Here is a 19,041-nt window from a genome sequence, read left to right as displayed (position 1 = left end):
TTTGGTGTATATTGGTGGTTCTGGGAGATTCTTCATTGAATAGAAACTTTTTATGAAGATTAAAACCACATTTATTAGAATAAATATATAAATTTATAGGGGGAATATTTTATGGAGGTTAAGAAGAAGTCAAGTTTTTTTGCATTAATACCAATTTTAATATTTTTAGCTTTAACACTTGGATTTGGGATAGTGTTGGGAAGTTCAAAGGTTGTAGATGCTCTCGTATTTTTTATGATAGCTGCATTTATTTCTATTTTTATGAATAAGGATAAACCTATTATGGAAAAAATTGATATTTTTGCTAGAAATGCTGCAAATCCTAATACAATAATTATGATTGTAATATTTTTATTAGCAGGAGCATTTTCTGCAGTGGCAAGAGATGGAGGTGCAGTTAATAGTGTAGTAAACCTTTTTTTAACATTTGTACCTAGTAATTTATTGGTTTCAGGAATATTTTTAATAGCGTGTTTTGTCGCATTATCGCTGGGAACTTCAGTAGGGACAGTAGTAGCGTTGGCACCAATTGCAGTTGGTTTAGCAGAGGCTACAAATCTTCCAGTTGCTATGACTGTTGGGGCAGCATTGGGAGGAGCAGCCTTTGGAGATAATATGTCTGTTATTTCAGATACTACTATTGCGGCTACTAGGTTATGTGGCGTTAAGATGACTGATAAATTCAAAGTAAATTTTTTAATAATATTACCTGCGGCTATTTTAACTATGGTTATATTTTCTGTTCTAACAAGTGGTAGAACATTTGATTTTGTACCTGGAAGTTATAATTTATTGCAAATTCTTCCCTTTGCAGTAGTGTTGGTATCGGCATTAATGGGAGTAAATGTATTCTTTGTTTTATTATCAGGAATAGTTCTTGCTGGTGGAGTTGGAATGTATTTTGGATCTTTCACTTCTCCCCAGGGATATGGACAACTTATTGCATTGCTTCAAACTATTCAAAAAGGTATGATGGGAATGGCTAAAATTTCTATGATAGTTTTAATTGTTGGTGGAATAATAGGGATGATAAAGTATAATGGCGGTATTCATTGGATTGTTGAAAAATTAGAATCTAGAATTGCTTCTAAAAAAGGTGGAATGGTAAGTATAGCACTTTTAACTATGATAGTTACTATCTTTGTTGCCAACAGTACTGTAGCTATTGTTACAGCAGCTCCCATAGCTATGGAAACAACTAATAAATATGGTATAGACCCCAGAAGAACAGCTTCATATTTAGATATTTTCGGTACAGCTACCATGGCTAATGTCCCTTGGGGCGGAATGATGCTTGCAGCGGCAGCAGCAGGATCTTCGGCTATGACAATTGGTACTCTTGAAGCATTCGAGATTATAAAATATTCTACATATTCACACTTAGTTTTTATCTCAGCATTTGCATCAATATATCTTAATCTTCCTAGATTAAAGCCAGTTAAAGACATTGATAAAGTTAAAGTAAATATCGATGAAGTGGAGATGGAAGTTTAAAAAATTAAATTAGTTAAAAAAATAAGAAAATTAAAGGTGGTGCTATATAATTTTTATATAGCACAATCTAAAATAGGAGATAATATGGATTTATTTACAAGTAGCGCATTATTTATTATAGTTTTAATTGGTTATTGGATACAAAGTATATCTGGTTTTGGGGCAATAATATTTGCACTGCCTCTTAGTTTATTTTTTATAGACAAAGCTTTGTTTTTACCAGTTGTATTATTAATGTCAGTTATTCAATCGTTAGCTGTGGCATATAAAGATCGTAAATATATAGATAGAAAAAAGTTCATAATTATGCTAGCCTTAGCAGGAGTCGGAACGCCACTTGGAATGATAATCACCGATTATTTGGATGTCAATATAGCAAATTATTTATTGGGATGTTTCATAATTTTTAATTCCGGATATTCTTTGTATGTAGATGCTACAAAAAAAGAAGTAAACAATGAGATGAAGATATATCACTATCTATATCCTATATTTAGTGGGTTACTACAGACTGCGTATGGAGTAGGAGGACCACTGATTGGAACGTATATGGACACACAGACTCAAGAAAAAAGAACATATAGAGCAATGATTTCATTATACTGGTGTATATTAAATCCATTCATAATTATCGGGTATTTTTTAAGAGGAAGTATTGGTATAGGACATCAAAAATTATTTTTATTACTTTTTCCAGCAGTAATATTAGGATATTTACTTGGAAATTTTACAGTTGATAAAATAAGTCAGAAAAAATTTAAATATATGACTCATATAATGCTTATAAGTATAGGTTTTACATTGTTTTTTTAAAAATTAAAATTAATTAAAATAAAGGGGGAATAAAAATGTCAAAAAAAATTATTCATACGAAAAATGCACCAGCAGCAGTAGGACCTTATTCACAGGCAATGGAGGTAAATGGTACATTATATGTATCAGGTCAAATTCCTTTTATCCCAGAAACTATGATTTGTATCTCTGATGATGTACAGGAGCAGACAAAACAATCATTAGAGAATGTAAAGGCTATCCTTGAGGAAGCGGGTTATACTTTAAATGATGTGGTAAAGGCAGGAGTATTTATTAAAAATATGAATGACTTTCCATTGATCAACGAAATTTATGCTCAGTATTTCAATGAAAATAAACCAGCTAGAGCTTGTATTGAAGTGGCAAGACTTCCAAAAGATGTAAAGATTGAAATAGAAGTAATTGCTGTAAAATAAATTAGAAATTAAAAAAAAATACAACTTAGAGAGATCAATATTTTGAAGATTTCATCAGGAGAATAGAAAAAAGAGCTTTTCGATTGAAAAGCTCTTTTTATATTATTATTAATATATTAAAACTTGATTTATAAAGATAATTTAAGTATTTGTTGGTATTCCAATTAATAGTTTAGAAGAAAACGGTAATAAAACTCAAAATATGGCCCAAAGAGTAAAGGAGATGACTAATGGAGAAATAAAAAAAATAAATATAGGATATGAAATATTTAATACATCTGAAGATTATTATGATAAATTTTTCATCATAAATAATAAAGTATCAATTGAATATAATATCGAAGATGGTAAATTAAAAAAATATGAACATCTTAAAAATAATGAAGGAAAAAAATTAAAAGATTATATATTTTAAATAAAAATATAACATCATTAGCGAAAATTCCTTAATAACTATTACAAAAATTTCGTAATAGTTATCTTTATTAACTACAAACCATGTCAGTTTTAACCTAACTGTAAAGTATATCAAAACTCATTAAAATAATAAATGAAATAATGTAATGTTTAGTATGCTAAATTTAACGAGCGATAAAAGTAACACCCTTATTTAATTTCATCTTTGAAAGGGTTGGTTAAATGTATTTAGGAATTAACGAATAGAATCATAAAAAATTAAAATGGATGGGAAATAGCTAACTAGATAATTAAAAATTATCTGAGATGATCAAAGTAAATATAATTTCAGTGATGTAAATGCCATAAGTAAAAGCTTATAGTTTCAATAAAAAAAAAGTATTTATCAAAATAATTTAAATTATGTATAATTAATTTTTATAAATTTAGGAGGCAATCATGATTTCAGAAGAAAAATTAAATTTAGAACATTTAGAAATAAAAGCAGTTATAGAAAAATATATTTTAGGTGAATTAAACGTTATGGATGTGAAGAAAATCACATCTGGATTCGGTATATATAGTACAAAAGACAAGAAATTTATGACAAGAGTAAGAAAAGTAGGGGGAGAGTTTACTACTGAAAATCTAAAAAAATTAGCAGATATAATGGAAAAATATAGTATTAAATTTGCTCATGTATCTACAAGGGACTGTATTCAACTTCAAGGAGTAAATCCAGAGGCGGTTTATGATGTAATCAGAGAATGTACGAAAAATGGTATGCCTTTTAAAGGAGGAGGAGGGAATTCTTATAGAAACCCTTTAATATCCCCACTTTCTGGAATATCTAAAGAGAGTATATTTGATGTAAGACCATATGCTATTCAAACAGATTTATTTGTACAAGGAATGAAAAAAGCTTTCAATCTAGGTAGAAAATTTAAAATATCATTTTCTGCAGAGACTGATGATTATGCAAATACCATTGTGAATGATTTAGGTTTTTTAGCTACAGTAAAAGATGGAGAAAAAGGATTTACAGTATATAGTGGAGGAGGACTAGGAAGAGGTCCTGCTATGGGCTCTATCCTTTTGGATTTCCTTCCTGCTAGAGAATGTATAAGAGCTACAGTAGCAATGATAGAGTTATTTCATGATCATGGTAATAGAGAACAGAGAACTAAAGCTAGACTTAGATTTTTAGCAGAAAAATTAGGTTTTCAAGAGTTTAAGGAATTATTTCTAGAATATTATTCAAAAGTTGAGATACCAAACGAATACTTGAGTTTTGAACCTGATAATTATAATGAAATAATAGATAAATTAAGTCAAAAAGAAACTTTTAATAACAATTCAAAGGAATTTGAAACTTGGTCTAATGTTTCTGTAAAAGAAACTAGGTTTAAAGATATCTCTTCAGTAAGATTATTTATAGGGAAAGGAAATTTTACAGCTAATCAATTATATAAATTAGCAGATGTAATGGAAAATATTGGTTGTTCAATTATTAGACTTACACTAGAACAAGATATTTATATACCTTTTGTTCACAAGTCGTATTTAGAAAATGCTTATAATATAATAATGAAAAATTTAGAGGTTCAAGGAGCAGCAGACATAAAATTTGAAAATCATTTAGTTACCTGTCTAGGAGCAAGTCTTTGTGGAATAGGTCTTTTAGATACTCCAGTAATTGGGGAAAAGATCTCTAAAAAATTAGATGAATTATTTCTAAAATACTCAGACAATAAAGATGTCTATAATGAAATAATAGATGGAATAAAGTTCTCAGGGTGTGGAAGTTCATGTGCTGGGAATCAGATTGCACCTCTTGGATTTGAGGGGACAAAAAAATTAATAGATAAGAAACTAACAGAATGTTTTAAAGTATATATTGGTGGAAGAATAGATTCTAAAGGAAAAAGACTTTCTAAAGAAGAAGAAAATCTTATAACTGTGATAGAAGCCCCTGAGTTTATAGTAGAAATTGTAGAAGAATTTCTCTTAGAATTAAAAAAATGCAGCTCACTTACTTTTGCAGATTACATGCAAGAATATAGGAAATAAATCCTAAATAATGTTAGACTAAATTACTCTTTTTGATATTGTCTACTGAGAATGGCTATATTATACTTAAATTAATAATTGTTATTATAGAACACGATAAAAATTTAGCCATAGTCATTCATACCAGAGCTGATTACTTTTTTCATTTAATTTATCAAATTTTTTCTATAGAATCAAAAGGTGAGATTTTAATAGAAACTTTATCAAAAGTTATTGAGGTTGATAAAATCGAAACTAATAGTAAAAAAGAGATTATAGCTATATGTCCAAAGTGTGGAAAGAATGTTTATCAAGGAAAGACGAAAATAGATAAATTAAATTACTCTTGTGAAGGATATAAAAATGGTTGTAAGTTTACTTTATGGGAAGAAGCAAAGCATTATAAAAATCCAATAAAAATTACAAAAGCAAAATTATTATTAAAGAAAATGGAGTAGCTAAATTTATGATAAGTAAAAGTGTAAAGAAATTAAATAGTGTGTTAAAGGTTATTTTATGAGTTATACTTATAGTATAAATTATTGTTGGAGGTTGTAATGAATAAATATTTAGTTAATAAAGAAAGAGAAACAGAATATCCAAACCCTATTAAAGTTTTGAAAGGAGAGAGTGTTAAATGTATAGAAGAGTCTAATGAAAATGGCGATTGGAAAGGTTGGATTTTCTGTAAAACTACTAATAATGAAGGGTGGATTCCACAACAAATTATTGATAAAAATAATGGTAAAGGAACTATATTAGAAAGTTATGATGCTACAGAATTTAATCTTGAAATTGGAGAAATTTTAGTTGAAGAAAAAGTTTTGAATGGATGGATTTGGGGTTATAAAGAAACAGAACCACAAAAGAAAGGGTGGGCTCCATTAAATCATATAGAAGTTATAAAATAAAATATTCAAGAATAAAACACACTATTAAATAGTGTGTTTTTTATTTATTAGGACAATTAAGAAATCGTTTAGGTGGTATTAATTAAAAAATCGAATATTAATTTTAAATCTGATTTATAGAGGATACTGCTTTAAAATCGACTCTCTAATTTGCTTATACAAGAGAAATTAAATGGTTGTTCGACAAGTAAGTCGAGAATTAATTGGAATGCGTAGAAACGAATTTTAGAGCCTCTGAGAGGGCGAAGATCGAAAGAGGTTTAAAAAAACACAAAATAAAGTTATTAAGTAAAAAAATAGAGGATATAAAAAAAAGAAATAATCAGATAAATAAATTCATCTGAACTAGGAGGGAATTATTTATGAGCAATGGGAGAAAAGTTAATATAGTGAAGTTATTAAAAAAAATGAGAAAGAGAGATGAAGAGTAAAAAAATTACAGGAGATGATGAGAGAGGGGGATTACAGGAATTACAAAATAATCTTGATAGAAAAAATACAAATATTGGATGAGAAAAAAGCAGCAATGAAAATAATTATGAGATATTGGAAGACGTGGTTAATAATTATAAGAGTTACAACTCTGATAGTTTAAAAAATCTTTTGAGGATAATAATAAAAGAGATCCTGTTTTCTGAGATAGAGAGTAAAAGGTATTTGATTATGAGATTATTCTAGTCTATAACTAAAAGGTGTATTATATATATTTCTTTTTTTTATAAAAAAAGCTCCCAAATTGGGAGCTTTAAAAGATCTAATTATATATCCCAATTTAAGGAAGATAACATGGTGCATCAGTATGAACGACGCCTTCCCCCTACTAAAGAATACTAGCTATTAGAGGCTTAGTTATTTTTATTCAAAAAAAATATCTAACTAGTGAAATAGTCACTTAATGCAGTTTCGACAACTGTACGCCATTTCTCATTAACATCTTCCCAATTTTCTCCCCATTGTGAAACTTGTGTATATGCTTTATATGGTTTATTTGACGAAGGAGCCTGATACCCCAGAACATCTTCAATGCATTCTTCCAGCATAATTCTTAAATCAGGATTTCCTATAGCACTAACAATGTGATCGTTAAATGATTCTGCTTTAACTACACCTTTATCTCTATCATGAATTACATAATAATTAATATTCATAGCATTTAAATATTTGGCTAAAGATATTATTATTGCTTTTCCACGAGCTCGAATGATTTGAACTTCTGATTTTACACGTTTTTTTACTTCTGAAGGCATTCTTTCGATAGTTTCTCTCATTACGATTTCTTCTGTATCACCTTCAACTATAATAATTTTTTTTGCAAAAAATACTCTTGTTAAATAATCATCCATTTTTAATAACATTTTTATATATAGCTGTTCATTTCCTTCGAGAGTTTTATATGCATGACTAGTATTGAAAGGAGCTACTTCAATATTATTTTTTACATTAGTCATATTATTAAGAATTTGTTTAGGTTTCTTGCTTAAATCGATCATAAAAGGGGAATGAGTTGTACATATTATTTGTGATTTAGCATTTGCTAAATCATAGATAGTATCTCTTATGGAATTAGCAGCATTTGGATGTAAATACAATTCAGGCTCTTCAAAAGCTATTATAATTGACGCTCTTTTACTCTCATCTTTTCTCAACTCTCTCTCATGTCTAAATTTTAATAGTGAAAATACCGCTGATCTGATTGAACCAGTTCCTTGGAATGATATTGGTGTTTTTACATTACTTGACATAGAAATTTTAAATTCTGGTTTTAAAGCATTATCTGGATTACTTAAATCAACATCTGTATGTATCAGCGACCCTGGAAAAACATCGGTAAATATACCATTTAATTCATTCATCATTATACCAAATTTACTAGTTGTATCATCTGGATTCATTTCTTTACTTAATGCATTTAAATAAACCTGTGCTTGTTCATAATTTTTAGATTCTGAGCGTACCTCAGAAAATAATTCTGACATTATATCCACTAAAGCCCCTTTTTTTTCACCCATTTCTTCTTTTTTATCTGATGCAGGAATTAACAATAATTTAGGAAGTTTCGAAAGTACGTTTTGCATTATTCCACCAGGATTATTGTGCCATTCATATTCATGTTCATTTATATCGTATAGTTCGTCTAACTCTAATAAGATTTTTTTCTGTGCTACTGTTAAGTTTTTATCTAATTTAATACCTGGAAATAATTCTACTAAAATACATTCTTCTATTCCATTAGTTATATAGTCATTAAGAGTTTTACAAGCGATAAATTCTTCTTTTAGAATTCTTTTAAATGATTTCATTTCTATTATAACGTTATTCTTAAAGGGATATTTTTTTCTATAAATAATTCCTAAGCCGGTATCCGCTTCATCGTCTGTATCGTAATTAAAAACACGACCTTTAAAACCTTTCCATGTTTTAGATTCTGTAGGTAAATTTCTAAATTCAGCAGTTAGCACTACTTCATTAGTAGGTTCACAAAGTGTACCTCTCTCATCACAATATTTATAGTAATTATCACCGCTCATTGTTCTTTCAGAATTTAATAGAAAATCTATCGATTTTAAAACAGTACTTTTACCAACATTATTTTCCCCAATGAGAAAAGTTGCGTCTTCAAAGAGTACTGAAGCACTTTTAATTTTTCTAAAATTTTCAATCTTTAAGCTATGTAATTTCATATATCCCTCCTTTAATTTACTCTACTTCTTCTTGTATACTACTTTTTCCAAGTAAAATCAATATTCCCTTAATAAATAGTATATAAATTAATTTTTACTAATATTTGAGATTTTTACTTACACGGAAAAACAAAAGAAAGTCTACCAATTAAGGTAGACTTTTTATTTTATGCTTCTTTTTTACCACTTATAGGGAACTAGATAATTTTATTTAAATTAAAAAATGCTTAAAAAAGTATAAAATATATATACGATAAGAGAAGTTTTAAATTGACTTTATTAGAATATAAATGTATAATTTTATTAAAATTAAGTTAAGTTTACTAAACGGGACATTACAATTAGACTTTATTACTTTTATAAGAGTTTACCTAGAGCTCTTAACTTAAAAAAATATGTAAGAGAGGAGAGGGGAAAAATAAATAGCTTTGGTGCAATTGTAATTGAAATTATTTTAAATTTTGGATTTTGGGGTATTTATTCTATGAGTTCTCAGGGAGAATTGAACAGTTATGCAATAAGTTCCTTTTTATTTGCAATTCCATTTTTAAAAGAAGTAGTAAAAACAGGGTATGGAACAGATAGTAATTTTGATACTAAATTTAAAAAAAGACTTTTTGTATTATCTATTGTAGTTTGTGGTTTATTAACTTTTTCATCTTTTATGATGCTTATAGGTTTTTATACTGAACCAACTATTGGAGTAGGTATAGCTTCAATAAAAATTTCAAATAATGTTTTTGCAGGTCTTTTTATAGCTTTAGTTCCTTTCCCTATGCTAAGTATATATTATTAAACAATAACAGGAGGTTATTATGCTAACAAAATTTTTATTATTAATAATATTTATAGTTTTTTACTTCTTATTAGCTACGTATAGTGAAATAAGATTTCTAGCAAAACAAGAAACAATTAATATGAATAAAATTCAAACTTTTAAAATTTTAAGAGAATCTATAAATTTTAATTTTTTAAAAAAATTATCAAAAATAAGTAATAGAAAAGAAAAAATAGAATTATTACATGAAATCGTAGTTGCTGAAACTGGATTTTCTTTATCTAGTAGTTTTTCTAATAAACCTTTAAAAATAGAAAAATTATCTATGGCAGGTTTAGTATTAGTCGCTGCTTTTTCAGTAAGTCATCAAAAACTCGATAAAAATACAAATATAGAACAATCAAAAAATATTGATTGTTTTGAGTTTAAGATTTAGGAGGGAAAATGAAATCAAGTATATCTAAATTTTGCTTAATGGATGAAAAGTTTAATAGGGAAGATGAAATTCCTTCAAAAAAAATGGAGATGGATCTTAATGTTCAAATGTGGTTAAATAGCGAAGATAAAACTTGTAAAGTTTCTGTAACTTTATTAGGGAAAATAAATAAAAAAATAATGTTTGATTATTCAGGGACATACCTCTTTGAGTATTTATGTAATCAAAAATTCGAAGATGTTGATCTTAATGTAAAAAATAAGACATTATTTAGTAAGGTTTATAATGAAAAATTGAAAAAAAGGTTAGGAGAAACTTTAGTTTTTTCTGGAATTGGCGGAGTTGAATTACCTAAAATGTAAAAAAAGAGCTATTAAAGCTCTTTTTTTTAATTACTCCTTTTATACTTAAAGAATAATTCCCTTATTGAATTAGACCTCCTAAAAATTTTATTTTTTCTTAATTTCGGAACTCCCGAAATAGAAACCTATTATCAGCATGGTGATATTAGTTATAGAGCCGACTACCATGCTATTCATCTGTTTGTCACTGCCTACTTCTCCCTTTAGGCTTATCCAGTACAGGTAGATACAAAACGACACCCATACAAGGGCAATCAGGGCACTTATATTCTTTTGGAGCCAGGATGAATTATCGGAGTCATTTATTTTAAAGTTCATCTCTCTTGCATTTTTCTTATCATCTAAGATAAATTTTACATATTCATTTTCCTTTTCTTTTAATTTCAAAACCAGCTGGGGATCTCCCTGTAAGGTTTTTAAAATTTCTGTCTCAGTAGATGATCCGGTAAGCCCTGTAAGAGTTGTTAATGCTCCTACAGGGTTCCCCATGACTGCCTGGGCTAGTGCCGGGAGTCCTTTATCTTTGAAAAAATTTATAATTTTATTCATGACCCCTCCTAATCCAGCTGGAAATGCGGATAATCTTTAAAATTCTTCCAGTCACCACCGTAAGTACATTTAAATCCCAAATGATTGGCCACTAATTTTAACTCCTCACCAACCTTTTTAAAGCTTTCTATGTCATCCCATCCATTAAAGGGATATGGAATAAAGTCTATCGCTTTCCCTGTTTGATGTTTAGATTTCTTATTGACTCCATCCAATTTACTGAACCCATTTTTAAATGCTTTTTGCTGGTCCTCTAAGCTCCTTAAACCACACGTAATAGTCAGGTCTACCTTCCCTCTGGCTAATACCATTCCAACTATTAGAGGTAATCTGGGATCTATTCCTTGGATATTTTTGATGCTTCTACTCGATATTTTATTCATGTTCTCCCTCCTCTGTTAAAGATCAAATCTACTATTCTCTGTGTTTCTCCTTTTTCAGATAGAAGGCCTAGAAGAGCTGCTATACCAAAATGAATAAAAGCCTGGGTTCCTTCTAGTCCTAATATAAACACAACAAGCATTGTAACCGATCCTGCAAATGCCCCACATATAACCCTGGCCCAGAATGGCTTAGTAGTTCCCTGGTCTTTATATGCCTGGTAACAACTTCCTATGGTTCCAAATGCTATTAAGACTATAATATAGGTTATTAAATCTAATGTAATATTGTATTCCAAATAATCCCTCCTAATTTAGATTAAAGTAAGTTCTTGAGAAGTATCAGCATGGAGCTGTAATAGTCTTACTATTTCAGAGTCTGGTTTAGATACTTTCATACCTAGTTTCTCTCTGGAATCTAATCTAGCCTGTTTATTTTCTAAATCAGTTTCAATTCCTTTAATCCTATTATTTATACTATTTATCTCCCTTTGTTTATCATAGATCCAGGTATTAGTATTCCAGGTATAAAACTCTCCAGGAGAGGGAATAATTTTTATCTTATTCCCTTCTAGGATTTCACCAATCCCAAGAGCTTTATATCCTTTTTCTATTTGCTCTCTATCATTTAAAAAATATAGAGTAAAATCAGGTTGAATTATATATGGTCCTGTTAGTTTACCTTCGTATACAAAATGAACTTCCGGATCATAATCATACGGGAATGCTTTTTCATATTTTCTATTGATTCTATTCTTATCCAAAGAAACAGATTTTATATGTTTTTCTTTGGCCAATTCCCATGTGTTAGCTGCTTCTTTTTTTAATAAATTGTATTTCATTTTTCACCTCTCTTTTTATCTATTGACCAAAACAAATTTAGATTTTATTTGCAGCTATATATGAATTATACCCCACCGAAGATGTTAGAGAATCCCCATCAAATGCTATAAAGTCAATTCCGTTCGTACATCTAAAACAACATGATTTACCTCCCGTTGAACTCTGTGAAGCTATGATGGTGGTTCTATAATTTCCTGTTTCTATATGAAACCCATTAGGTAATGAAAAAGCAATCTTACCATAGTATATGGTAGTGTTCAATGTATCTATTCCTATGAAAATTAGGTTACCAATTCTTCTTATATTTACAACTCCTGTACCAGTAGTCATATTTATATTTGTTTCTGAAATTTTAGAAAAATTCTCTATTTGTTCTGTATTATTTTGTATTGCATTTTTATTTGTATTAGTCAGCCCCAATATCTCGAGAGCTTTATTCCAAACAGTTTTAACTGCTTTTGCACTTCCAAATTTTAAACTAGATCCATCAGTTGTAGAATCAGTAATTGTATAATTAGGAACATTTCCTAATCCTACTTGACTCTTAGTAACTGTATGAGGATTACTAGTACTATTCCTATGATTTGTGAGAGCATCCCAGACTGTTTTTATAGCTTTTGCTGTAGCTAAGATTACAGAGCTGTTGGTAGTAACTGAGTCGGTTTTTTCTTTATTAAATCCACTATTTTTATTAATTGTAGGTTCTTTACCGCTTAGTTCAGTTTCTTTTTCTCCTGCCCAGGCATCTATTTTTTCCATATTTTGATCGAGAACTTCTATATCGGCTGTTCCATTTCTTCCTGGCTTAACCAAATTTAAATTTGGTGTAGTTCCATCCATCTATATAACCTCCTGCTTTAAGACTTGACCCCATGTGTATTGCATATAATATCCCCATGTTTTAGGAAGTAACATCCCCCAGGTACGATATTTAAATGTATAATTAATCGGTAAGTGTGCCGGCTTAGCTTCGCCTAAAGAACGTTTTAAAGCTTCTACATTATTTGGGATACCTATAATAGAAATAAAGGTGATTTCTATAACTGCATTGGTAAACAGGACTGAAACCTCACCATTCCTCCAGGAGTTAGCAATAATTTTTAATAGCTCTAAATCACATTTACCTGCTGTTTTCCATCTGGCTTCTAGCTGCTCCCTTTTTCCTTCTATGGAATCCCCGGTAGCTTTAAAATCAAGTTGATTTTCTAATACCGCTATACCTACAGGACTCATAGTATCAAAGAAAAACTCCTTTCCCAATTGATCTGTTTTATTTTCTATGTCATCTAACTGTTTCCCGGAGGCTTCCATTAAGTTTTTTATATAATTGTCGTTTCTGAAAATCTTATGCAGGTTTTCTAATAAATGTAATTTATTCATTTAAACTCACACTCTCTAAAACTGCCACTTCTTTTTCTCCTACACTTATATTCTTTGTTCCTCCATTTATGGTAAAAGATGACCAGTCACTAATACCTTCTACATTTAAAATTTTACTCGCTAGGATTGCATAGGAAACACTATTTTTTAGAAAAGCTATTTCCTTTAAATTTTTTTTCATAGCCTCATCTACCCATGGTTGCACTTGCTCTATTGTATAACCACTTTCTAAGACCAGTGTACTCGTAACATTTATATTTTTAGGAGCAGCACTTATCACACTGCAATAAGCACCTATTGGAGCTTCTCCATATCCTGCTCCCCAGGTAGAATTATTTTCACCTTTAGGATCTATATAGTTTTGAGTCCGCTCTATTAATTCTGTTGTTGCCGGGAGTTTTTCATCATCTATGATTACTATCTGAACTGTGTTGTCACCATTCCATAGGGGAACTATTTTAGAATCTCCTACCCCTACAACTTCCCTTGACCACTGCATATAGTGATATATATTCCCAGAGGTAGGTGGCTTTTGAATATCAATTAAATACCTCTCAACCAATGATTTATCTGTTTCTTGATCATATCCGTCTATGGTTGGGGAGGTGTTTGTAACTTCTGTTATCCCCTGAATAGTTATAGGAATTAAAGTAATGGTATTAGCTCCGACATTCCCCTTTAATCCGGGGATAACAGCTTCTATTTTTACATCTCCGCTATTAACTACTACGATTGTTTCGGCAGCCTTAAATTGAGTTCCAGATTCAGTTTCAAATAGATCTCCAATATTGATAGTCCCGTTTCCTTTTGCGGTAATAGTCCCGGAAGAAGCATTACTTTCTTTTCTTTTTATCCCTTTTCTCTGAAAAACATATCTTTCAAGTTCTGTACCATGATAATTATTTACATCTAATTTGCTGAATAAAAGTTCTATTTTTTTTCTTGCTTCATATGACTGTATAGCATAAGTTTTAGTTAGATCATTTGTGAATGTTCCAACCTCTTTTTCATAATCATTAGATATATCTTTTAACATACCGTTGTGTATATCTCCCACTGGTGGTGCTTTATATTCTTCATTCACTCTATAATCACCTCTTTCTCTAACTCTTCCTCAACTAGCTCTAAATTTAATTCTATCTTTAAAACATTGAAATCTTGAGAAATTTTTATGTTCTTTGCTAATATAATCTCTTTATGCTCTTCTAATTTTTCTTTCATTTCTCTTTTTAGTTCAGAAATACCAAAATTAGAAGCAAATATTTGATGGCCTCTGTATTCATATAATTTTGAAAATCCAAATCCTGTGTCTTTATACACCTTATATTTATTTACCGTAGTTCGAATTATTAGTTCGACCCATTGCTCTATTTTTTGTCTGTAAGTGCAATATACAATTTTCCCATCTATAGTTACTATTTGCTTTCTTTTAAAGTCAAAAAGAGGTTCTTTAGAGGATTTAAAATCTATTGCCTGCTGTTCTTCTTCAATTTTTAAACTTGTATTTGGAAATATACTCATCTATTCCCCTCCTAACTTTCTTACCTTAAAGTCTACAAACCATATCTGGGCAACTTCTGTGGGGGTAAGTTTTACAAGATCGCCTTTTTTTAATGTGTCTGTATTTACTATTGTCCCACTAGTTTTATATGTCCCTTTACCTTTCATAGCTCCCTTCCCTTTTACAGACCATGGTGGAGGCGGTGCAGGTGCAGGGACAAAAGGTAAAATAGGCGATTCTTCTATCTCAGTTACTTCATTTTTTTCTAAAGTTAAGTCAATTTCATAGACTTTCCCATCTATTTCAAATTTTCTTGTATGATCATCAAATAACCTGTCATTCATATAAAGCTGGGCAGGCTCTAATATTACACTGTTATTCCATATAGAAACTCTGAGATTTGGAGGAGGACTTATGACCTTTCCAATTGTTGATTCTATTATTTCTTGGTTTTCTAGTTCCTTCCAAAGTTTAGCTAACTTAGCTCCATATTCCCCCATTAGTTCACCTCTAAATTTAAATTGGTGGTATGATTACCTTTAGAATATTTGTGATTAGCACTTTTAATTAAGTATTTACTATTTAAATTAAATTCTTTATTTACCACTTCAATTATTCTTCCGGACCTCAATGAGTTATCACCTAAAGTTTGGACATTAACACTTGTAAATACTTTGTTTAACTCTTTGAGTCTCTTATTTGCGATATTTCGAACTTTTGAAATATCCTTTGGTTCAACTTCTACAATCTCTTGCAATCTCCCATATTTATCAATGCCGTCCTTGTCAATGGCTTCTCCCATTGTGTTAACATCATCCTGGTTGTTGGAAGTCACTAAAATAACATTTTTCATCTCTGTCATATCTTCATTTTTAGTTATATTTCCCCAAAATTTATATCTAGTTTTAGCTTCTATGAGCCTGTGTTTTTTTACATCCAATGCTCCGTTATTTATCTCTAACTTATATTTTTCTCCTGTTTCATCTAAAACTTGTACAAGAATATCCTTTATTATCTCTGCTACCGTCTTATTTTTATAAATCTTAGTGATAGAAGTTGGAATATTATCAATATCTCCTTTTTTTATACCTATCTGATCACACATATTTTTTATTGCATCAGATGCACCTATATTTTTAAATTGTTTAATCAGCTTATTTTTATTCAAATAAAAAGAAAAGTCTAAACATTTTATACTTTTCTTAAATTTTTCAATCCCTATTGTTATGATGATCCCGATGAAAACAATTTTTCCTGCGTTTTTAAATTCAATAAGATTACCAGCTTCTACAATTTCGGAAGTCGCGAAATTTGGGTCGTTAAAATTCCTGGCGATATCAAAATTTAAAGCAGCTCCTAAAGTATCTAAGCTGTCACTTAAACTTATATTTCCTGTAAGGTTGGTTATATCTATTCTTTTACTATCTCTGATTAAATTTAAAGTAACCACTAAAATACCTCCTTTGGATCTATATATTCTTTAATTTCTAAAGAGTAATTATAATCACCATTTTTTTTAGGTGCTACTGTGTAGTTTGATATAGTACACAACATATTACACAATGTCTCTTCCCCATTTACATAAACAATCCTTAATACTTTTTTTCTGTTTCTTTTAAAGAAATCCAGACATTCTGTAGAAAGTTTTGAATTAGAATTGAGCCATTTATATTGTTTTGTCGGGAAAAAACTACTTATACTGATAGTTCTATTCCCTCTATTCCCTACTAATGTTAATGTTTTGCCGTCTACAGTCTCAAATTCCTCTGTATTAAGGCCTTCACCAACTTGTATTTTTTCATTGACATAAGGCAATTGGAGAACCTCTTCTCCAATTGCAAAATATATTTCTCTCATCTAACTCCTCACTACATTTGATTTATTTTCTTGAATAATTTCATAAAATCCCCTAGCTAAAATTTCTTTAAAGTCTTCAAATCCATATACATCACCTGTAAATATTATCTTATAGTTATTAATAACTTTTCCAGGGTTACTCCCGCCTATTATGTTGTTAGCCTGCCCCAATAGATCTTTAGATCTCTTAGATTGATTAAGAGGTATGGCAATCTCTGCACCGGCTTCTCCAAATATACTTGGTTTTGTAGCAATCCCGCCTTTTGCATATTGCTCCATTTGTCTTCCAGGGCTGCCATTTTGAAAACCAATCTCAGAGTTTTCTTTTTTATTCATAGTTACATTGAACTCTTTATCTTTGTTATCTAAACCAAAGATCTTTTTAACCCATCCAAAAGCTTTACTGGCTGTTTCTTTGATCTTATCAAAGTGTTTAATTAATAGCAGCAGAGGTGCAATTGGCCCGGCTAATACTAGTACAAAATCACTTGTTTTACTTATCAGATTCTTTATCCAATCCCAAGCTCCTTTAAAGACTGCGATTATGGTATCCATGTGTCTCCATAATAGATATAATGCTCCGACCACTGCACCAATGGCGAGTGCTACCCATCCAAGAGGTGAAATTATCAAAGTTTTATTCAAAAGTCCTGTAACTATGTTTACAGCCATTACAATAGTCTGTAATGCTTTGAATGCTTTAATTGTAGTGTATATAACTCCTACAAATACTAGTGCTGATTCTATGATCCCTCTATATTTTTGAACAAAATTAAATAGTTTTTTAATAATATTTATTATTTTCATGACTGCATCGGTTACATTAGAAGCTATTTTTGTTATAGTCCCGTCTTCTTTCCATCTTAGGAGGGTATCGGTCACTCCTTTTATCTGCTCTTTTAATTTTTCATACATACTTCCTTGTTTAATAGTTCCGTCTTTTTGAATCCCCATTATTGTTTTTAATGATGATTTTATACTACCTGTTACTGTTGATAAAAGACCTTTCATTGTCCTGGCTTGCTTTTCTGCCCCGCCTTTAAATTTTTCTTGCATAAGTTCCTGGAGTACAGATTGCATCTTAATTTGATCGAGCATCTGCCCTTTGGCATTAAAAACTACCTTGTCTCCATACTTTTTAGCTGAGGCTGCCATTATCATATCTTTGGATATCCCAAATTGCTTTAACCTTTCAAACTCGCCTACATTTGCATCTACCATAGCCTCTGTAGCATCACCAATTTGTTTGTTGGTTGATCCAGCCATATCCGCTATATCTCTTAACCACCTAGTAGAAGAAAGACCGTACATTTCCATTGTAGCTGTAGCTTCTACAACTTCTCCAGTTTCAAACGGTGTTATATCTGCAAAATTAACAGCTCGACTCATTAACTTTCCCGCTTTTTCAGTGTCTTTAACAGCTGTTTCCAACTGCATCCTATACCCTTCCATATCCATAGCCTCGCCAAGACCTACTTTAATTCCTAGTGCTGCTACTGCACCGGTCATTACTGCTCCCAATTTAACAGTTCTGGCTATAACTTTATCTATGCTTTTAACAGCACCTTTTCCCCAACGGTTCAAAGCACTTTGTGCATCCTTTTGTGTGGCTATATTTTTTTTTATTTTTTTAGTATACTCGCTTATCTTATTATTTATAGATCCAATTTCCTTATTGTTAGCCTTTATACTTTCATTGTATTTTTTTACTGAACCGTTAGCATCTTTGAGTGATTTATTTATAGTGGAGATAGATCCGCCTAATTTATTGTATCTAGTTCTAGCTTCTTTTAATTTTTGATTGTTTTTAGCTATCTGTTTAGAAGTTAGCCCTGTCTGATTTTTATACTTTTCCATTTGTCCTGCTAGTTTTTTCATAGTCTTACTTTCTTTATTTTTCCTGGAAGTCAAAGCTTTTATTTTATCGTTTTGTTCTTTTAATCCTGCCGTTGCTTTTGTATTTGCAACCTGAAATTTTTTAATCTGATCTCTTGATTTTTTTACTTTTTCACTAAGTCTTTTGGTAGCTTCAGAATTTTTTTTGAGACCAGGGGACATTTCATCTTTTAATCTTAAGATGGTCTTTATGACTCTAGATATCTTACCCACCTCCCAAAACTTTAAAAAATAATTCCATTTTTTCAATGTCATATTTAACTTTTTTTTCATTTTCTATATTTATAGATTGTATATAG

At 30.2% G+C, this 19,041-nt stretch carries 24 protein-coding genes; 11 read left to right on the top strand and 13 right to left on the bottom strand.

Features of this window, described 5'->3' with window-relative positions; genetic code table 11:
- Positions 1-111: 111 nt before the first annotated feature.
- From NRK67_00735 to NRK67_00700, 8 genes are all read left to right on the top strand, one after another.
- Positions 112-1,494 (top strand): Na+/H+ antiporter NhaC family protein, encoded by a 1,383-nt coding sequence (locus tag NRK67_00735; GenBank protein UUV17399.1) that lies wholly within the window; start codon positions 112-114, stop codon positions 1,492-1,494.
- Positions 1,495-1,578: 84 nt separating this feature from the next.
- Positions 1,579-2,307, top strand: a complete 729-nt coding sequence (locus NRK67_00730) for a sulfite exporter TauE/SafE family protein (protein UUV17398.1) — start codon at positions 1,579-1,581, stop codon at positions 2,305-2,307.
- A gap of 35 nt (positions 2,308-2,342) precedes the next feature.
- Positions 2,343-2,723, top strand: a complete 381-nt coding sequence (locus NRK67_00725; GenBank protein ID UUV17397.1) for a RidA family protein — start codon at positions 2,343-2,345, stop codon at positions 2,721-2,723.
- Positions 2,724-2,925: 202 nt separating this feature from the next.
- Positions 2,926-3,138: a hypothetical protein gene (locus tag NRK67_00720; protein ID UUV17396.1), complete on the top strand. Its 213-nt coding sequence runs from the start codon at positions 2,926-2,928 to the stop codon at positions 3,136-3,138.
- A 440-nt stretch (positions 3,139-3,578) separates the two neighbouring features.
- Positions 3,579-5,189: a nitrite/sulfite reductase gene (locus tag NRK67_00715; protein ID UUV17395.1), complete on the top strand. Its 1,611-nt coding sequence runs from the start codon at positions 3,579-3,581 to the stop codon at positions 5,187-5,189.
- Positions 5,190-5,227: 38 nt separating this feature from the next.
- Complete coding sequence (locus NRK67_00710; protein ID UUV17394.1) at positions 5,228-5,626, top strand: hypothetical protein; 399 nt, start codon at positions 5,228-5,230, stop codon at positions 5,624-5,626.
- A gap of 99 nt (positions 5,627-5,725) precedes the next feature.
- Positions 5,726-6,079: an SH3 domain-containing protein gene (locus tag NRK67_00705; protein ID UUV17393.1), complete on the top strand. Its 354-nt coding sequence runs from the start codon at positions 5,726-5,728 to the stop codon at positions 6,077-6,079.
- Positions 6,080-6,524: 445 nt separating this feature from the next.
- The gene (locus tag NRK67_00700) at positions 6,525-6,674 is read left to right on the top strand and encodes a hypothetical protein (GenBank protein UUV17392.1); all 150 of its coding nucleotides are present in this window, start codon (positions 6,525-6,527) and stop codon (positions 6,672-6,674) included.
- A 277-nt stretch (positions 6,675-6,951) separates the two neighbouring features.
- Here NRK67_00700 and NRK67_00695 read toward each other — a convergent pair whose 3' ends face one another.
- Positions 6,952-8,760, bottom strand: a complete 1,809-nt coding sequence (locus NRK67_00695; GenBank protein ID UUV17391.1) for an ATP-dependent endonuclease — start codon at positions 8,758-8,760, stop codon at positions 6,952-6,954.
- Positions 8,761-9,244: 484 nt separating this feature from the next.
- Here NRK67_00695 and NRK67_00690 point away from each other — a divergent pair, with 484 nt between their 5' ends.
- The 3 genes from NRK67_00690 to NRK67_00680 are packed head-to-tail and all read left to right on the top strand — an operon-like array spanning position 9,245 to position 10,336.
- On the top strand, positions 9,245-9,556 hold the full coding sequence (locus tag NRK67_00690; GenBank protein UUV17390.1) for a hypothetical protein: 312 nt from the start codon (positions 9,245-9,247) through the stop codon (positions 9,554-9,556).
- 19 nt (positions 9,557-9,575) lie between these two features.
- Positions 9,576-9,974, top strand: coding sequence for a hypothetical protein (locus NRK67_00685; protein UUV17389.1), 399 nt, complete (start codon positions 9,576-9,578; stop codon positions 9,972-9,974).
- An 8-nt stretch (positions 9,975-9,982) separates the two neighbouring features.
- Positions 9,983-10,336 carry a hypothetical protein gene (locus NRK67_00680; protein UUV17388.1) on the top strand — a complete coding sequence of 118 codons (354 nt, stop codon included), beginning with the start codon at positions 9,983-9,985 and terminating at the stop codon, positions 10,334-10,336.
- Between the two features lie 87 nt (positions 10,337-10,423).
- Here NRK67_00680 and NRK67_00675 read toward each other — a convergent pair whose 3' ends face one another.
- From NRK67_00675 to NRK67_00620, 12 genes are read right to left on the bottom strand one after another with little or no spacing between them, the layout of a single operon-like run.
- Positions 10,424-10,885: a hypothetical protein gene (locus NRK67_00675; protein UUV17387.1), complete on the bottom strand. Its 462-nt coding sequence runs from the start codon at positions 10,883-10,885 to the stop codon at positions 10,424-10,426.
- A gap of 8 nt (positions 10,886-10,893) precedes the next feature.
- Positions 10,894-11,268 (bottom strand): M15 family metallopeptidase, encoded by a 375-nt coding sequence (locus NRK67_00670; protein UUV17386.1) that lies wholly within the window; start codon positions 11,266-11,268, stop codon positions 10,894-10,896.
- Complete coding sequence (locus NRK67_00665; GenBank protein UUV17385.1) at positions 11,265-11,564, bottom strand: hypothetical protein; 300 nt, start codon at positions 11,562-11,564, stop codon at positions 11,265-11,267. The genes NRK67_00670 and NRK67_00665 overlap by 4 nt, the downstream gene beginning before the upstream one ends.
- A gap of 15 nt (positions 11,565-11,579) precedes the next feature.
- The gene (locus NRK67_00660; GenBank protein UUV17384.1) at positions 11,580-12,107 is read right to left on the bottom strand and encodes a hypothetical protein; all 528 of its coding nucleotides are present in this window, start codon (positions 12,105-12,107) and stop codon (positions 11,580-11,582) included.
- A gap of 37 nt (positions 12,108-12,144) precedes the next feature.
- On the bottom strand, positions 12,145-12,948 hold the full coding sequence (locus tag NRK67_00655) for a hypothetical protein (GenBank protein UUV17383.1): 804 nt from the start codon (positions 12,946-12,948) through the stop codon (positions 12,145-12,147).
- Entirely contained in the window at positions 12,949-13,488 is a 540-nt protein-coding gene (locus NRK67_00650; protein ID UUV17382.1) for a YmfQ family protein, read from the bottom strand.
- Complete coding sequence (locus tag NRK67_00645) at positions 13,481-14,572, bottom strand: baseplate J/gp47 family protein (GenBank protein UUV17381.1); 1,092 nt, start codon at positions 14,570-14,572, stop codon at positions 13,481-13,483. The genes NRK67_00650 and NRK67_00645 overlap by 8 nt, the downstream gene beginning before the upstream one ends.
- Entirely contained in the window at positions 14,569-15,009 is a 441-nt protein-coding gene (locus tag NRK67_00640) for a DUF2634 domain-containing protein (protein UUV17380.1), read from the bottom strand. Before NRK67_00640 ends, NRK67_00645 begins: the two co-directional genes overlap by 4 nt.
- Positions 15,010-15,489: a DUF2577 domain-containing protein gene (locus NRK67_00635; protein ID UUV17379.1), complete on the bottom strand. Its 480-nt coding sequence runs from the start codon at positions 15,487-15,489 to the stop codon at positions 15,010-15,012.
- Positions 15,489-16,439: a hypothetical protein gene (locus tag NRK67_00630; protein ID UUV17378.1), complete on the bottom strand. Its 951-nt coding sequence runs from the start codon at positions 16,437-16,439 to the stop codon at positions 15,489-15,491. Before NRK67_00630 ends, NRK67_00635 begins: the two co-directional genes overlap by 1 nt.
- Positions 16,439-16,846 (bottom strand): hypothetical protein, encoded by a 408-nt coding sequence (locus NRK67_00625; GenBank protein ID UUV17377.1) that lies wholly within the window; start codon positions 16,844-16,846, stop codon positions 16,439-16,441. Before NRK67_00625 ends, NRK67_00630 begins: the two co-directional genes overlap by 1 nt.
- Positions 16,847-19,015: a hypothetical protein gene (locus NRK67_00620; GenBank protein UUV17376.1), complete on the bottom strand. Its 2,169-nt coding sequence runs from the start codon at positions 19,013-19,015 to the stop codon at positions 16,847-16,849.
- Positions 19,016-19,041 lie beyond the last annotated feature (26 nt).

Source organism: Fusobacteria bacterium ZRK30 (assembly GCA_024628785.1).
Taxonomy (GTDB): Bacteria; Fusobacteriota; Fusobacteriia; order Fusobacteriales; family Fusobacteriaceae; genus Psychrilyobacter.
Note: the sequence above shows the minus strand (reverse complement) of the source record. Positions and strands in the feature narration are given on the sequence as shown.

Bases quoted from the DNA above. Each gene is read 5' to 3' on its own strand.
- NRK67_00735 (UUV17399.1), top strand. From the start codon at position 112: ATGGAGGTTAAGAAGAAGTCAAGTTTTTTTGCATTAATACCAATTTTA.
- NRK67_00730 (UUV17398.1), top strand. From the start codon at position 1,579: ATGGATTTATTTACAAGTAGCGCATTATTTATTATAGTTTTAATTGGT.
- NRK67_00725 (UUV17397.1), top strand. From the start codon at position 2,343: ATGTCAAAAAAAATTATTCATACGAAAAATGCACCAGCAGCAGTAGGA.
- NRK67_00720 (UUV17396.1), top strand. From the start codon at position 2,926: ATGGCCCAAAGAGTAAAGGAGATGACTAATGGAGAAATAAAAAAAATA.
- NRK67_00715 (UUV17395.1), top strand. From the start codon at position 3,579: ATGATTTCAGAAGAAAAATTAAATTTAGAACATTTAGAAATAAAAGCA.
- NRK67_00705 (UUV17393.1), top strand. From the start codon at position 5,726: ATGAATAAATATTTAGTTAATAAAGAAAGAGAAACAGAATATCCAAAC.
- NRK67_00700 (UUV17392.1), top strand. From the start codon at position 6,525: ATGATGAGAGAGGGGGATTACAGGAATTACAAAATAATCTTGATAGAA.
- NRK67_00695 (UUV17391.1), bottom strand. From the start codon at position 8,760: ATGAAATTACATAGCTTAAAGATTGAAAATTTTAGAAAAATTAAAAGT.
- NRK67_00690 (UUV17390.1), top strand. From the start codon at position 9,245: ATGAGTTCTCAGGGAGAATTGAACAGTTATGCAATAAGTTCCTTTTTA.
- NRK67_00685 (UUV17389.1), top strand. From the start codon at position 9,576: ATGCTAACAAAATTTTTATTATTAATAATATTTATAGTTTTTTACTTC.
- NRK67_00680 (UUV17388.1), top strand. From the start codon at position 9,983: ATGAAATCAAGTATATCTAAATTTTGCTTAATGGATGAAAAGTTTAAT.
- NRK67_00675 (UUV17387.1), bottom strand. From the start codon at position 10,885: ATGAATAAAATTATAAATTTTTTCAAAGATAAAGGACTCCCGGCACTA.
- NRK67_00670 (UUV17386.1), bottom strand. From the start codon at position 11,268: ATGAATAAAATATCGAGTAGAAGCATCAAAAATATCCAAGGAATAGAT.
- NRK67_00660 (UUV17384.1), bottom strand. From the start codon at position 12,107: ATGAAATACAATTTATTAAAAAAAGAAGCAGCTAACACATGGGAATTG.
- NRK67_00655 (UUV17383.1), bottom strand. From the start codon at position 12,948: ATGGATGGAACTACACCAAATTTAAATTTGGTTAAGCCAGGAAGAAAT.
- NRK67_00650 (UUV17382.1), bottom strand. From the start codon at position 13,488: ATGAATAAATTACATTTATTAGAAAACCTGCATAAGATTTTCAGAAAC.
- NRK67_00640 (UUV17380.1), bottom strand. From the start codon at position 15,009: ATGAGTATATTTCCAAATACAAGTTTAAAAATTGAAGAAGAACAGCAG.
- NRK67_00635 (UUV17379.1), bottom strand. From the start codon at position 15,489: ATGGGGGAATATGGAGCTAAGTTAGCTAAACTTTGGAAGGAACTAGAA.
- NRK67_00625 (UUV17377.1), bottom strand. From the start codon at position 16,846: ATGAGAGAAATATATTTTGCAATTGGAGAAGAGGTTCTCCAATTGCCT.
- NRK67_00620 (UUV17376.1), bottom strand. From the start codon at position 19,015: ATGAAAAAAAAGTTAAATATGACATTGAAAAAATGGAATTATTTTTTA.